The organism is Pseudonocardia alaniniphila (genome assembly GCF_022524485.1).
In the GTDB taxonomy this organism is placed as follows: domain Bacteria; phylum Actinomycetota; class Actinomycetes; order Mycobacteriales; family Pseudonocardiaceae; genus Pseudonocardia; species Pseudonocardia alaniniphila.
This window is the reverse complement of the sequence record NZ_JAKXMK010000060.1, coordinates 17,352-31,734: the sequence shown is the minus strand read 5'-3', so window position 1 is coordinate 31,734 and position 14,383 is coordinate 17,352. Positions and strand designations below refer to the sequence as shown.

12 protein-coding genes and 1 pseudogene are annotated in these 14,383 nt (G+C 66.4%); 7 read left to right on the top strand and 6 right to left on the bottom strand.

Going from position 1 to position 14,383, the window contains the following annotated elements; translation table 11 throughout:
• Window positions 1–73: 73 nt before the first annotated feature.
• Window positions 74–847 (bottom strand): SDR family NAD(P)-dependent oxidoreductase, encoded by a 774-nt coding sequence (locus MMF94_RS41650; RefSeq protein WP_241043025.1) that lies wholly within the window; start codon window positions 845–847, stop codon window positions 74–76.
• Window positions 848–1,418: 571 nt separating this feature from the next.
• Window positions 1,419–1,823: a YybH family protein gene (locus tag MMF94_RS41640; RefSeq protein WP_241043019.1), complete on the bottom strand. Its 405-nt coding sequence runs from the start codon at window positions 1,821–1,823 to the stop codon at window positions 1,419–1,421.
• A gap of 1,204 nt (window positions 1,824–3,027) precedes the next feature.
• Between MMF94_RS41640 and MMF94_RS41635 the strand changes: the two genes are divergently transcribed.
• Both MMF94_RS41635 and MMF94_RS41630 read left to right on the top strand, forming a co-directional pair.
• Complete coding sequence (locus MMF94_RS41635) at window positions 3,028–4,470, top strand: dihydrolipoyl dehydrogenase family protein (RefSeq protein WP_241043024.1); 1,443 nt, start codon at window positions 3,028–3,030, stop codon at window positions 4,468–4,470.
• A 148-nt stretch (window positions 4,471–4,618) separates the two neighbouring features.
• Window positions 4,619–4,978 (top strand): hypothetical protein, encoded by a 360-nt coding sequence (locus MMF94_RS41630; RefSeq protein WP_241043023.1) that lies wholly within the window; start codon window positions 4,619–4,621, stop codon window positions 4,976–4,978.
• Between the two features lie 10 nt (window positions 4,979–4,988).
• On the opposite strand, the gene MMF94_RS41625 is transcribed toward MMF94_RS41630, so the two are convergent.
• Window positions 4,989–6,515 (bottom strand): GMC family oxidoreductase, encoded by a 1,527-nt coding sequence (locus MMF94_RS41625; RefSeq protein WP_277398962.1) that lies wholly within the window; start codon window positions 6,513–6,515, stop codon window positions 4,989–4,991.
• A gap of 133 nt (window positions 6,516–6,648) precedes the next feature.
• Here MMF94_RS41625 and MMF94_RS41620 point away from each other — a divergent pair.
• Window positions 6,649–6,954, top strand: a pseudogene (locus MMF94_RS41620) (ribonuclease J); the annotation flags it as partial.
• 39 nt (window positions 6,955–6,993) lie between these two features.
• On the opposite strand, the gene MMF94_RS41615 reads toward MMF94_RS41620, so the two are convergent.
• The 3 genes from MMF94_RS41615 to MMF94_RS41605 form a co-directional block, all read right to left on the bottom strand.
• Complete coding sequence (locus MMF94_RS41615) at window positions 6,994–7,815, bottom strand: isocitrate lyase/PEP mutase family protein (RefSeq protein ID WP_241043021.1); 822 nt, start codon at window positions 7,813–7,815, stop codon at window positions 6,994–6,996.
• A gap of 167 nt (window positions 7,816–7,982) precedes the next feature.
• A complete protein-coding gene (locus MMF94_RS41610) occupies window positions 7,983–8,405 on the bottom strand; it encodes a nitroreductase/quinone reductase family protein (protein ID WP_241043020.1) in 423 nt (140 codons plus the stop codon).
• 219 nt (window positions 8,406–8,624) lie between these two features.
• On the bottom strand, window positions 8,625–9,029 hold the full coding sequence (locus tag MMF94_RS41605) for a YybH family protein (protein ID WP_241043019.1): 405 nt from the start codon (window positions 9,027–9,029) through the stop codon (window positions 8,625–8,627).
• A gap of 1,306 nt (window positions 9,030–10,335) precedes the next feature.
• Here MMF94_RS41605 and MMF94_RS43525 point away from each other — a divergent pair.
• The 4 genes from MMF94_RS43525 to MMF94_RS41585 all read left to right on the top strand — a co-directional run bounded on the left by MMF94_RS43525 (window position 10,336) and on the right by MMF94_RS41585 (window position 13,880).
• A complete protein-coding gene (locus MMF94_RS43525; protein ID WP_338104440.1) occupies window positions 10,336–10,575 on the top strand; it encodes a helix-turn-helix domain-containing protein in 240 nt (79 codons plus the stop codon).
• A gap of 620 nt (window positions 10,576–11,195) precedes the next feature.
• On the top strand, window positions 11,196–12,104 hold the full coding sequence (locus MMF94_RS41595) for an HpcH/HpaI aldolase/citrate lyase family protein (protein WP_241043017.1): 909 nt from the start codon (window positions 11,196–11,198) through the stop codon (window positions 12,102–12,104).
• Window positions 12,105–12,450: 346 nt separating this feature from the next.
• Window positions 12,451–13,299 (top strand): acetate uptake transporter family protein, encoded by an 849-nt coding sequence (locus MMF94_RS41590; RefSeq protein ID WP_241043016.1) that lies wholly within the window; start codon window positions 12,451–12,453, stop codon window positions 13,297–13,299.
• On the top strand, window positions 13,296–13,880 hold the full coding sequence (locus tag MMF94_RS41585) for a sigma-70 family RNA polymerase sigma factor (RefSeq protein WP_241043015.1): 585 nt from the start codon (window positions 13,296–13,298) through the stop codon (window positions 13,878–13,880). Before MMF94_RS41590 ends, MMF94_RS41585 begins: the two co-directional genes overlap by 4 nt.
• Window positions 13,881–14,383: the final 503 nt, after the last annotated feature.

Below are 14,383 nucleotides of genomic sequence, written 5' to 3'. Positions count from 1 at the left end.
CACAACATCGCCCTGAGCCACTGACCCGAGACCGGCACCGCCACCAGCCTCAAGATCAGTTACGAGACATCGCTTAGTTACGTCCGGCCATGACGCCGCCGTCAACGTCGACGATGGCGCCGGTCATCCAGCTCGCCTTGTCCGAGAGCAGGAACGACACCATGTTCGCGATGTCTTCCGGGGCGCCGATCCGCCCGAGCGGATGCATACTGGCCAAAGTGTTCTCGGTCAGGTCGAGTTCCTCCTCCGGGAACTGACGGAGGTAGGGAGGTGTCTTCACTGCCGCCGGCACGACCGCGTTGACCCGAATAGCATGCGGCGCGAGTTCGATCGCGAGGGCTTTCGTCAGTGAGTGCAGGCCGCCCTTCTGCACCGAGAAACCGGCGTGTGGGCTCCCCGCGATCCCCTGGTGTGCCCACATCGCGCCGATATTGACGATGGCGCCGCCCTTCCCCTCGGCGACCATCCCGGCAACGACGGTCTGGGTGATGAAAAACATCGCGCGGTTAAGCTCGTTGAATGAGTCGTAGAAAGCTTCGTCATATTCGCTGAACGCTCTGGGGAGGAAATATCCCGCCGCGTTCACGAGCAAACTCGCGTCGGCATGCTCGGCGGCAAGCTGCTTTCGAACCTCGGGCACCTGGGCGCGGTCGGTCAGATCCGCCGCGATGCCCCATGTCTGACCGTGTTGCGACAGCGCTTCCACAGCTGTTCGCAGCTTGTCCGGATCTCGTCCGGTGATCACGGCACTGCCGCCCCCGGCGAGCACCTGCTGCGCCGTAGCCATGCCCATGCCGCTGCTACCGCCGACAACGACGACCTTACGGCCGGCGAAGCTTTCACTCATGAAACTGTTCCTTCCCCACTCAACGGGTGGATGTGTGTCGGCGATGGATCAAAGGAAAAGGTCCGGCGTACCGCCACGGTCCGAGTAACACGTCCGATGAACCCACGCCCATCGGACACCCTCCTCACGCATGGACGGTCAACTGGCGCATGTGCCTGGGCTGTCGCCCTTCCTGTCGCTACCCGGGCCATGTCGCGCCCGATGTTGTCGGGCTGCGCCTTCTCTGACGGCTTCAAGGCACTCGATGCGGTGCTGCCTCTCGCATCGCACAGGTGGTGGGCGTGTGGTGGGGAAGCGGGTGGGGGAGACCTACCGCAGGCGGGCGATGATCGTGCCGACGGTGATCCCTGTCTGACCGGCCCGCGTGCCGGGATCGGAGGTCCGGCCCCGCACGCGGAGGGTCACTCGGCCGGGTCCAGGCGCACCACGGGGAACGTGCGGGGCCCGTACTCGCGCAGGTCGGGCCGGTAGTCCGCGAGGGCGGCGTACAGCCGGTCCCGTTCGGGGCCTTCCCGTAACACCGGTGGCGTCGCCGTCCGCGTGCGCCCGCCGACCTCGTGGTGTACGCGTGTCAGGTGGTTTGTCGTGTTGCTGTGCCGAGGGCGTTGTCGATGATGTATCGCCAGTGTCCGTCTGCGCCGCGGTGGAGGATGTCGCTGGCGGAGCCTTGGAGGTGTATGTGTGTGCCGTCGGTGCTGGTGCCGTCGATGGTCCAGTCCAGGACGATTTGGGCGATGTCGCCGGCGACGAAGACGTGGCGGTTGGTGGCGGTGAGTGGCAGGCCGTGTTTGAGGTCGCGTTCGAGTTCGGCGGCGATTTGGGTGGGGTCGGTGAGGGGGTGTCCGTCTCTGGTGACGAATACGGCTCCGGGTTCGTAGTGGATCATCATTGCGTTGACGTTGCCGGAGTTGAATCGTTCGACCAGTGATGCGGCCATGTCTTCGGGTTGGGTGGGGAGTGTGTAGGGCTCGGGCATGGCGGTCTCCTGTTCCTGTTTGTGGTGGTTGGGCTGTGGTGCGGTGGTGGCGACCCGGCGCTGGGTCGGTGGGGTGAGGCCCTCGTATGCAGCCGGCATCAAAACTAGACTGCTTGTTCCAGACTATGGCATCGGTCTGGTGACCCACAGGAGGGCAACCGAGTGGTGCGCGCCACATCATTCAGGTGTCCGCTGGTCAGCCTGCGAGGCGTCTCGGTGCCGGCGCATCCAGCCCGCTCACCTGGGTGAACCAGTGGGCGCGAGGCCTGGCCTCTCGGCAACGGCCAGGCCCGCGTATGCATCCATGGGGCCGGCGATGGTCGTCCGCTCGGCTGTCGGCGCTCTCCCGTACCGGCCGGAGAGCGATACGACGATGGACCATATAGACCAATGACGCCGCCGGAGGTGCGGTTGGCGCCCGTGTTCGCCGGAGTGCATCCGAGCCGCTGGGAGGGCGCCGCAGCGCGTCGTCCCGCCCGGTCACCTGTCCCGCCTGCTATCGCCCCACGCCGGAGGTGATCGATATCGGTCGCACCGGGTGTGCGTTGCCTTCGACTGTTTAGTTCAACGTCGCGCACGCGACCTGGGTGGGCCGGGCGCTTTTCGTCCCCGATGTGTCGACCATCTGGCCCGGGGTGGTGTCGGCAAACGCCTGTGGCGTGCAGGAGATCCGCGACGGCGTGGATCATGCGGGCCGGTCGGGCACCCCCTGTCGTGCGAGAGATGTAAGCGGGCCGATAGGTCTGGACGATTTATTCATAGTTGCCCGAATAGTCTCCGTATTTTACGGGAAGTATTCCACGGATCATGGCATGAAAGTGGACTGATTGGTCTATGCTGATGAGCATTCGATCGATGACGAGAGATGATCCCGCGGAGGAGGATCCGCTGCGGACTCGCCGCAGCGGCCTACGGCTGCGGCCCGGCCCCGTTCGGGGCCGGGGTGCACGGCGCCCTCGCTGCTGCTGGTCGTCTCTCTACTTGTCCTCCGCTTTCGCGGACGGAGCCGGACGAATGCCGGGTGTGGCCATTTCGCCGCGCTGGTGAGCAGCCCACCAGGACGGCGTCGTCGGACCAGGGGCTGCGCTCGACGCGCGCCTCGGCCCCGTCGGAGAGTGGCTTTCCCACCGCGGAACGCGTCCGGCACGGCCGCCACCAGTACGAGGGAGAACCGGCACGACGATCGTTGCGGGAAGGACGGGGAATGAACGGGACAACGGACAACGTCTTCGACGTCATCATCATGGGTGCCGGTCCGGTGGGGAAGACCGTCGCCGACCGGGCCCGAGCTGCGGAGCTCAAGGTTGCGGTGGTCGAGCAGGAACTGGTGGGCGGCGACTGCGCGTACTGGGGTTGTATCCCCAGCAAGGCGATGCTGCGGCCGGTGATCGCCCTCGCAGATACCTGCCGTGTCGACGGCGCGCGGGATGCGGTGTCCGGTCCGCTCAACGCGCCCGGCGTGTTCGGGCGTCGCGACCGCTACGTGGCCAACTGGGACGACGACCGTCAGGCGCACCTCGTCAAGGAGATCGGTGCGGAGCTGTTCCGCGGGCACGCTCGGCTCGATGGTGCCCGCCGGGTCGCCGTTGCTACGCCGTACGACCAGGTGGTCGTGCTCGAGGCGCGGCATGCGGTCGTGGTCTGCACCGGCAGCCGGGCGGCGATCCCCGACATCCCGGGTATCGCGGCCGCGCGCGCGTGGACGAACCGTGAGGCCACCGAGAGCAGCGCCGTTCCCGACCGGCTCGCGGTCATCGGCGGTGGCCCGCAGGGTGTTGAGATGGCGACGGCGTGGCGCGGGTTGGGGGCATCGGTCACGCTTCTGGAGCCCGAGGGGCGCCTGCTGCACCGCATGGAGCCCTTCGTCGGCGAGCTGGTCGCGGAGGCGCTCGGCAGAGCTGGGGTGGAGGTGCGCACCGGTGTGTCGGTAGGAGAGCTGCAGCGTCGCCGGCCCGCCGGGCCTACCACGGTGGTTCTGGAGGACGGTTCGGAGTTCGAGGCGGACGAGGTGCTGTTCGCAACCGGCCGGGCGCCCAACACCGTGGAAATCGGGCTGGAGACGGTGGGGCTCTTGTCGGGGTCGTGGTTGGAGATCGCGGACGACGGCCGGGTGCTGGGGCCCGACCTCGGGTGGCTCTACGCGGCCGGCGACGTGAACCACCGGGCTCTGCTCACCCACCAGGGCAAGTACCAGGCACGGATCATCGGTGACGTCATCTGTGCACGTGCTGCCGGACAGGAGGTGGAGACCGTGCCCTGGAGCGCCCACACCGCCACCGCGGACACGTTCGCCGTTCCACAGGTCGTGTTCACCGATCCTGAGGCGGCCGCCGTCGGGGTCACTGCCGCGCAGGCTGAACGGGCCGGGCGCCGGGTGCGCGCGGTCGATGTCGAGATCGGCGAGGTCGTCGTGGGGGCCAAGCTGTACGCCGACGGCTATCAGGGTCGGGCCCGCATGGTGGTCGACCTCGACGACAACGTTCTGCTGGGGGTCACCTTCGTCGGCCCTGGCGTCGGCGAGCTGCTGCACTCGGCCACGGTCGCCGTCGCCGGCCGGGTGCCCGTCGACCGGCTCTGGCACGCCGTCCCCTGCTTCCCCACGATCAGCGAGGTCTGGCTGCGTCTCCTGGAGGCCTACCGCGGCTGAGCACCGGCCGGCATGGTCGCGGACCGACCGCCGTTGCCGACCAGCTCAAGGGTTCCGCAAAGGGCAACCAGCCCACCGGCGCGATCGACACCCTCGCCGCCGGAGTGAGGCACACGCGCGAGCTGGCTCAGGGCGGCTGCTTCACCGGTTGCGCGACCGCAAACGGTGGACGGAGTTCCTCGGCTTCTGCCGCCCTCTGCGCCGCCGATTCCCGTCCGGGCGGCGCTATCTGGTCTGCGACAACGACGGCGCACACCAGAAGGCCGGGGTGCTCGCCCGGCGCCCCGATCACGGCATCGAACTGGTGCGCACCCCGTCGAACGCCTCGTGGCTGAACTGGATCGAGTGCGAGTCGCTGGGCTACTTCACGACCCTCGGGCCGGGGTGCGGTGGGAGCTCGGCCGGCGTGGCGATCCGGCCGCTCGACCCAGCCGTGGAGGTGCCCGGCCGGCTGCTCGTGACCCCAGCGGAGCGGCCTGCTTCCGCGCTCGTCGCAGCGTTCACCTGAGCCTGCAGCGTCACTCGGCGATGAGAGCCGCCGCCCGTTCCGCGATCGCACAGACCGTGGCGTTGGTGTTCGCGGAGACGACCGACGGCATCACGGACGCGTCGGCGACCCGGAGCCCGTCGAGCCCGCGCACCCGCAACTCCGGGTCGACCACGGCCATGTCGTCGATCCCGATCCGGCAGGTGCCCGCATAGTGGAAGTAGGGCATCAGGCCTCCCCTCAGGTACTCCCGGACGGCTGCGAGATCGTCGAGGTTCGGCACCGCGGGTGCCTCCTCACCCCGCCAGGGGGCGAGCGCCTCGGCACACCCGATCTGCCGGGCGAGGCGCAGGCCCGCCGTCATCGTCTCGACGTCGCGGTGGTCACCGAGATAGTTCGGGTCCACGAGCGGGACCGCCTCGGGATCGGCGCTCGCGAGCCGCACCGACCCGCGGCTGCGCGGAGAGATCGCACTGAACATGATCGAGTACCCCTGAGCCAAGTCGGCGCGGACGGCCGGATGGAAGGGCCGGCTCAGGAAGAGCATCTGCAGGTCCGCGGTGTCCAGAGCGGGATCGCTGCGCACCAGTCCCATCGCCTCGCCAGGGGGGTTGCCCGGCATCAGCGGCACCGGGCGGGAGGCGCTGTAGCTCACCATCGCCGCCGGATGGTCGTGGAAGTTGGCCCCGACCCCGGGAAGGTCGTGCACGACCTGCACACCGACGTCGCGCAGGTGATCCGCCGGCCCGACACCGGAGAGCAGCAACAACTGCGCCGACCCGATCGTCCCCGCGGTGAGCACCACCTCCCGCGAGCACCCCGCGAAGATCACCGCGCCGTCCAGCGAGTACTCGACCCCGCTGCAGCGACGACCGTCGAACCGCAGCCGGTGCACCGCGGCGCCGGTGACCACCTCCAGGTTCGGCCGGTCCAGCACAGGGCGCAGGTAGGCATCGGCCACGCTCTGCCGCACCCCGTCGACGATCGTGTTGTCGCAGCGCCCGACACCTTCCTCCAGGCCGCTGCCGACGTCCGTCGCCGCTGCACACCCCACTTCGACGGCCGCGTCGAGGCACGCGCTGATCACCGGATGCGGCTCGGGCGGTGGTGACACGACCATCGGCCCGTCCGTGCCGCGGACGACCGGATCCCGCCCCACCGCGCGCTCGCTGCGCCGGAAGTAGGGCAGCAGCTCGTCGAACTCCCACCCTTGCGCCCCCATCGCCGCCCACCGGTCGTAGCTCGAGCGGTGGCCACGCAGGAAGTTCAGCCCGTTGATCGCCGACGAGCCGCCCAGCGCGCGTCCGCGCGGCAGGACGATCGACGAACGCAGGAAGGCCTGCTCGGTGGACCGGGTGGACCAGTCGGCGGAGCTGCCCAGGAGGGCGAGCCAACCAGCCGGGCTCGCCATGGCCGGCAGCGGATCGCGTTCTCCGGCTTCGATAAGAAGCACGCGTACGTCGTCGTTCTCCGACAATCGAGAACCGATCACACAACCGGCACTCCCGCCGCCCACGATGATGAAATCATAACCGGAACCCGGTTTTGCTGCACTCACGACCTCATCATCACAAGATTAACGCTCGATGGCAATGCTGTTTATCGTGGATGTCACGGCGGCCAGCGTATGCCGATTTCACTATGAGTCGATTTGCGCGACCGTGCATTTTGTCGTGTGATCCCAAATCGTCGGCCTGACGACGGGATGGAGGGTCACCGTCGGCTCGGCTGACCACCGCGACCGCCTCGTGCTCGGCGAGGGCGGCTTCGACTCGATCACCGTGGCCGTCGACTCCAACACGGCCGCGGGTTCTCCGACGACCCCAAGGCGCTCGATGCGGTGCTGCATCTCGTGGGGACGAGTTGTCCCGCACCGAGGCCGAGGGCATCACCGACACCTCCTGCATCGCACAGGCGGAGCGGCGTGTGGTGGGGAAGTGGGTGGGGAGACCTACCGCGGGCGGCTGATGATCGTGCTCGCGGTGATCGCCGTCTGACCGGCTACATCTAGGCCCGGCCGCGGTCGTGGCGCCGGGTCAGCCTTTGATGAGGTCGATGATGTGGCCGAAGTCGAGGTTTGTTGCGAGTGCTGTCAGGTCTCCTCGTGCGAGCTTCGCTGCAGCTGTCTTTGTGGCGCCGAGGGCGTGCGTGTAGGGGTCGACCCCGAGGCTGATCCGGCGGACTCCGATCGTCTGGAGTTCGGCGAGGGTAGCGGTGTCGTAGGGGCTGACGAGGACGTTGATCGGTTTGGGCGCGACGGCCTTGATGACCGCGCTGATGGAGGCGATGTCCGGCAGGTTCGGTGCGTAGAGGACGTCGGCTCCCGCCTCGGCGAAGGCTGAGAGGCGGCGGATGGTGTCGTCGATGTCGGAGATCCCCCACAAGAAGTTGTCGGTACGGCCGGTCAGGACGATGTGTCCGTGTGCTGCTGCTGCGGCGGCCTCGATGCGCCGGACCGCGTCGTCGAAGTCACGAATCGGGTTGGAGGGGTCACCGGTGGTGTCTTCCACTCCGATGCCGGCGAGACCGCGGGAGATGGCAGTGTTGACAGTGGTCCGGACGTCTTCGGGAGTCTTGCCGTAGCCGTCTTCGAAGTCGCCGTTGACCGGCAGGCCGCTCACGGTTGTGAGTAGGGCGGCGTGGTCGAGGTGCGTGTCGAGGCTGATGGCGTGGATGCCGTCGATCCGGCCCAGTGTCGCGGCGAGAGCCGCTGAAGAGGTCGCGACGGACGTGAATCCGGCTTCCTTGAAGAGCAGGGCTGACGGGCCGTCCCATGCGTTGGGCATGATGAACGTGTCGGGGCCGCGATGGAGTTCGGCGAACTGTTCGTAGCGTGCCTGGGCTGCAATGTCGGGCATGGCGGAGCTGTCCCTTCTGAGATGTGCAAGATTCCTTCCGAAGCGGTGGGACATCCGCAGGGGTCAGCTGGGTGAGCGAGGGATATCCGCGGTCACGCCGATGCTTGCCCGATGCCGGAGGAGCCTCGCGGCGGTGGGTCAGGCGCCCGGGGCGTCTGGTCGGAGGGTCACTCGGCCGGGTCCAGGCGCACCACGGGGAACGTACGGGTCGTGTGGGTCTCATACTCGCGTACATCGGGCCAGTAGTCCACGAAGTCCGCGTACAACCGGTCCCGTTCGGGGCCTTCCCGCAACACCGTCGGCGTCGCCGTCAGCGTGCGCCTGCCGACCTCGATGATGACCTCCTGCATCGCGGCGAGGTTGCCGACCCATGCCGGCTCGTCGGGTGCGCCACCGGCCGCCCCGAGGAGCAGGTAGCTGCCTTCGTGGGCCAGATACAGCAACGGATGGACGAACTCCCGTCCGCTCTTGCGGCCGACGTCGTGTAGAAGGAGCAGCTCGACGTTCTTGAAGCGCCCGCCCTCCGCCTCGTGCACGTCCCCGGCGTTGGCCCGGAACTCGGTGATGATCTGATCGTTTTCGCTCCTCATTCATGACTCCCTGCTGATACGCCACAGAATCGGAACCAGCGCGATCTTACATTGCAAGACGGAGGAACTCACGATCTGCAGATCGGCGAGGACGGCCCCGTTCACGTGAGGTTTGAGCGTGGAAACCTGATCTTCCGTGATACGGGCAGTTCACCACGTGGTGGTGATCGTCGACGCCACGCTGAAGAGGGGCATCGCCGACCTCGTGGTGTACGCGTGTCAGGTGGTTTGTCGTGTTGCTGTGCCGAGGGCGTTGTCGATGATGTATCGCCAGTGTCCGTCTGCGCCGCGGTGGAGGATGTCGCTGGCGGAGCCTTGGAGGTGTATGTGTGTGCCGTCGGTGCTGGTGCCGTCGATGGTCCAGTCCAGGACGATTTGGGCGATGTCGCCGGCGACGAAGACGTGGCGGTTGGTGGCGGTGAGTGGCAGGCCGTGTTTGAGGTCGCGTTCGAGTTCGGCGGCGATTTGGGTGGGGTCGGTGAGGGGGTGTCCGTCTCTGGTGACGAATACGGCTCCGGGTTCGTAGTGGATCATCATTGCGTTGACGTTGCCGGAGTTGAATCGTTCGACCAGTGATGCGGCCATGTCTTCGGGTTGGGTGGGGAGTGTGTAGGGCTCGGGCATGGCGGTCTCCTGTTCCTGTTTGTGGTGGTTGGGCTGTGGTGCGGTGGTGGCGACCCAGTGCTGGGTCGGTGTGCCCGGGGCGGGATGAGGCCGTCGTAGAGCAGTCGGGATCAAAACTGGACTACCTGTTCCAGGCTAGGGCATCAGCCTGGTGGCCCACAGGAGGGCAATCAAGTGGTGCGCGCCACATCGCTGAGTGTCTGCTGGTAGGCGTGTGAGGCGTCTCGGTGCCGGCGTATCCAGCCCTTTCACCTGCGTAAACCGGGGGAGTTGGCGGTTGGCCTCTTGACAGCGGTGAGGGCCTGCGCACGCATCCATGGGGCCGGCGATGGCTGGAGGTGATCGACAGGTGTCGCAGATGGACGGGAGCCGGGCGGACGTTGCCTTTGACCGTTCAGTTCAACGTTGATGCACGACCTGGGCGGGATGGACGTTTTGGTGCCCGATGTGTTGACCGCCTGGCCCAGGGTGGTGTCGGCAACGTCCTGTGGCATGCAGGAGATCCGCGGCGGCGCTGACGATGTGGACCCGGGTCAACGCCTCACGTGTGGGCAGGCGCTGCGCAGGAGGCTTGCTCCGGCACCGGCCGCGGGTGGTCAGGCTGGTCCGACGACGTGACGACCGCCTGCCATGCGAGATGTCGCGATCGATCTGTCCGGCCGATTCTTTCGGATTTGCCCGAATGGTCTCGCCGTTTGCGGGGAGTATTTCACGGATCACGGTATGCAAGTGGACCAGATGGTCTATGCTGGTGAGCATTCGATCGATGCTGGAGATGATGCAGCGGAGCGGGTTCCGCTGCGGACTCACGGGGTGCGGTGACGCCCGATCGGATCGTGTGTGCTGCCGCCGGCATCGTCGTCAGCCGGGTCGGCGCGTCCGGAATGACGTTGACCGGTGTGTATGGGGATCGGTGGGAGGTTAGCGGGGAAGATCGTGGCCCGGGTGGGGTCGATTCACTTGTCAAGAGCTTCAGTTCGTCGAGCTGTGTTGGTTGTGCGGCTGTCATTGATCTTTCCCGGTCGGAGGTCGACTGCTGCGCCTGGCGGCAGCCGCAGCTTTCGTGGGTCGATGCAAAGGATTTGTTGCCCACACCCGACATTCAACGGCGGCGGCCCTGCATCCGTTGAGCGTAGGCGCGTGGCAGTGCTCTGCGCGGATAGCGCGGCGCATTCAACGGATAGTAGACCGAGACGAGATTTCTTAGGCTCGATCGCGCAGAGGCTGTGACGCACCAGCGGTCGAACACAAGGAGGTGTGAAGACGGAATGAACACACTTTCCAGACAACCCACCCTACGTCCCGCCTGTCGGGTTCGAAGCCACCTATTGCACTCAACCAGCGGGGCTCCGATCAGAACTGCCACCAGCACCGGCGCAGGCATCGAAAAGCCGCCGAGCTGCAGCGCAGCGAGCCCTCCCTCGTGCAGGTCAGTGACGTTGCGATGAGGTGGGGGTTCTCGCGCCAGAGCCGCTTCGCCCAGCAATACCGGGAGCAGTTCGGCGAACTGCCGCGGGAGACGCTGCACGCAAGCGCCGGTGGATAGCCTCAACCAGGCCCAACCCGGACACGGCACCAGCGCCGGACAGGGTCAACCGCGACTTCACCGCACGCGCTCCGGTCCGGGTGTGGGCCGCCGACTCCACCCGGACCTCTGCGGAGAGGCGCATTCTGATTCCTGCGGCCCGCGACGCGTTCTCCAACCGCATCGTCAGATGGCGGTGTTCGGACCGTTACGACACCACGGATCTGATTCTGGGCGCGCTCGAGTTAGCAGTGTGGTCCCGCAACGCCCGCAGCGGCCAGAGCGTGCACCACTCCGGAGCGCTGCTCGAACCTCGTGTTCGCGGAGTCATCGCAACGCCGGCCCGTGGACTCACGGTGACACTACGCCCCTCCAATCTCATGCGAAAGGTCTGAGTCTTGGCGGATTATCTCGAGACGCGGCAGCCCGGCGATCCGGATCGGGTATCCGCAAAGATTGAAAGGAACGTCGGGTCGCAGGTTGAGCATGAGATCACCGTGCTCGTCGCGAGAAGTCGGGTCGCTGGGCACGTGTGGCACTTCATGAATGCTGTAGCAGCGAATCTGATCCGGATCCACCTATGTCAACGGGAGTCGAAGGTTGATGTCGTTTCCGTTGGTGCGAAGTAATGAAGGAGATCGGTGAAAAGAATCAGCGGAGTCGACGCCCGCACGTGGCTGCTTGCTCCCGGTGACCGTCCCGATCGGTTCAGCACACCCGAGTCTCGCGAGGCGGACGCGTTGGTTCTCGACCTGGCGAACAACATTGCACCCGAGAACGTGGAACTCGCCCGCCACGCTGTTGCGAAGTACCTTTCCGGAGGCGGCAACGCGTGGGTGCGGGTGAACAGTTCGGACACTGACCTCTACAGCGGCGACCTTCGTGCGGTCGTCGCCTGTCCGGGATTGCGGGGGATCGTGCTGCCGAGAACCGAGTCGGCGGATCAGGTCCGGGCCGTCAAAGCGCAGCTGCGCGCGGGAGTGACGATCGTGGCGATGCTGGAGACAGCCGCGGGAATCGAGAACGCGGATGGCATCGCCGCTTCTCATGGCACGCTGCGGCTCGCGTTCGGAGCGACAGGGCTTGGACGCGAACTGGGGATCGCGGGCGGGGCGGCTGCCCTGTTGTATGCACGTTCACGACTGGTGATGGCCAGCTGCGCGGCCGGGCTACCGGGGCCGATCGACGGGCCCAGCGTCGATGTGAACGACATCATCGGGTTGGGTGAGGACCTGCGACACTCGGTCGGACTCGGCTTCACGGGCAAGATGTGTGTGCACCCCCGGCAGCTTTGCATGACCAACTCCGCGTTCGCACCGGCGCCGAGCAAGCTCGCGTGGGCACGTCGGGTGCTCGCCGCCACCCGTGCCTCGCCCCCGTCGCTGACACGTGTCGATGGCGAGGTCGTCGACTGGCAGCACATCGACGATGCTCGACACACTGTCGCCCGAGCCGCTCTCTTCGATCCGGCAGACGCAGGACTCGGAGAACCGGCCGTGCGTCCTCTCCGAAATCGGCGCCGTCGGACGTCAGGAAATTGCACGTTGTAGGACGGCGTGAAATCCACTGTGGCCAGTGCGTCCGGGATGCCGACTTCTCCGGATATGGCGAGCCTGTTCGCCTCATGGGCCACCGGGGTGCTGCTGATCATCCGATGCGCGACCCCGTGGTGGCAATGATGTGATCGTCCCGGGCCGACCGTGGTCTCGGTCGGGTCGAAGAAACATGCTGCCCATCGTCGAGTGAAGGCCAGGAAGCCGTTGGTCGACGTCAATTGTGTTGGCATGGGCACAGAAGTAGCAAGAACTGCTCAACATCAGGGGGGAACATGAGAACATCGGCAACTGGGATATATCACCCGGACTCGACTGCGCATGCGGGCGTGACCACGGATCGATGACACTCTCTCCTGTCTTCGCGCGCTTCATTATCGGCCTCTTCGGTATTGTCGCGGCCACTTTCATGGTCGCGGTCAACCTCGCCGGCTGGCAGGGCGGCGCCGACCACCTGCTGGTGCTGTTCCCCTTCGCTCGGACGACTGGCGGCATCGCGCAGTTCCTGGCCGGCATGTGGGCTTACTGTGCTCTGACAGTGGGCGGCCTTGCGCAGTTCTTGGCCGGTATGTGGGCCTACCACGTCCGCGACGCCCTTGCCATCGCCATGCATGGACTCTGGGGATCCTTCTGGATCGCCTACGGCCTGTACACCCTGCTCGTCGCCCTCGGTGTCCTTCCCCCGATCCTGGCCCGTGACAGCACCGCCTCCGCCTACGGCTTCTGGTTCGTCGTGCTCGGAGCCATCACATGGATCGGTGCCCCCGCTGCGACCACCGAGAACGTCGCTCTCGCCGCCGCGCTCACGATGCTCACCGCCGGCTGCGCACTCCTGGCCATCGGATTGCTCGGCGTCCACGCCGCAGTCCTCGGCGTCGGTGCCTACCAGTTGATCACCGGAGGCCTGCTCCCCTGGTACCTCGCCGGCGCCACGGTGTTGCAAGCCACCTTCGGGCGACACGTCCTGCCCATCGGAGAACGGCCCCGGCACCCGCATCTCGTCACCGTGCGCCCCTCCCGATCCAATACGCCGCCGGTGAACCCGGGGTCGAGGTCGGACAGCGACCGAACCGAGAGCAGACACCACGCCACCGGAGTTCGCCAGCGTGATCAGAAGTCAGGCTCGTCGATCGTTGGTATGGCCGGAGATGTGACGACCGCCCCGATCGCTCGATCGCCTGCGGCGCGATGACCGATCCCGCAATGGCCGATGCGGTGGCTGACTTCGAAATCCTTCGTTCTCGACTGTTCGGGATCGCCTATCGAATAGTAGGTGGTGTCTTCGACGCCGAGGACGTCGTCCAGGATGTGTGGGTCCGCTGGCAAGGAACGGACCGCGCACGGGTCCGCGATCGGGTCGCGTTCCTCGTGACCGTCACGACGCGGGTTGCTCTCAATGAGGCAACTTCGTCGCACGCTCGTCGCGAGGTCAGTGTCTCCGGACGACTATCGGAGCGAGATGTCGCATCCGCTGACCCAGCGATGGAGGCAGAACGCAGCGAGGCGCTCGCGCTCGCAGTCCAGCTGTTGATCGAACGGCTGCCCCCTGTCGAACGCGCCGTTTACGTGCTGCGCGAGGCATTCGACTATCCGTTCCGCGACATCGCTGAGGCGCTCGACCTGAGCGAATCCAACGCACGACAACTGGCGCACCGAGCGCGTAGGCATCTCGCCGAGCAAGGCGCAACCCGGTCGAGTCGGCGAACCCGCCTACTTCCGCCACGAATGGAACAACGCAGATGGAAAGCGCTCGTCGGAGGTGTCCGAGCGTAATCGATGCGGTACGGTGCAGTCGAGGCGGTGAGCCGAGCTGAATCGTGACCGTGGGGGATATCCACATGGTGGAGGCAGATCGCATCCTAATCGCAGGGATCGACTTCGCTCATCGGTACGTCGCGGCCCGGAATATCACCGACGACGACCGTCCGGCACGCCGGCGAGCTGTCATTGTCGCCTCCGAAGGGTACGCAACTGGCCACCCACGGCGCCGACAAGGGGTTTTGACGTGTCCCCGGCGGGGCAACCTCGCTCAAAGCCGACATCGGTGGCCGCGCCGCGTACCGCGTGAGGCAAGCACATCAACTCGCCCGGTGACGAAGAGGTCATCGGTGGTCAGCAACCTCTTCGTGCCACGGATCGAACGAGATCCCGTCAGGCTTTCATCCGCTGTGGTGTGCCGGGGCCAGGATGAGTACGGATGCGATCAGGCTGGGGATCCATCTACAATCGGGAAAGGCCGATCGGCAGCACCGTCGGCTACCGATGGCACGTGTTGA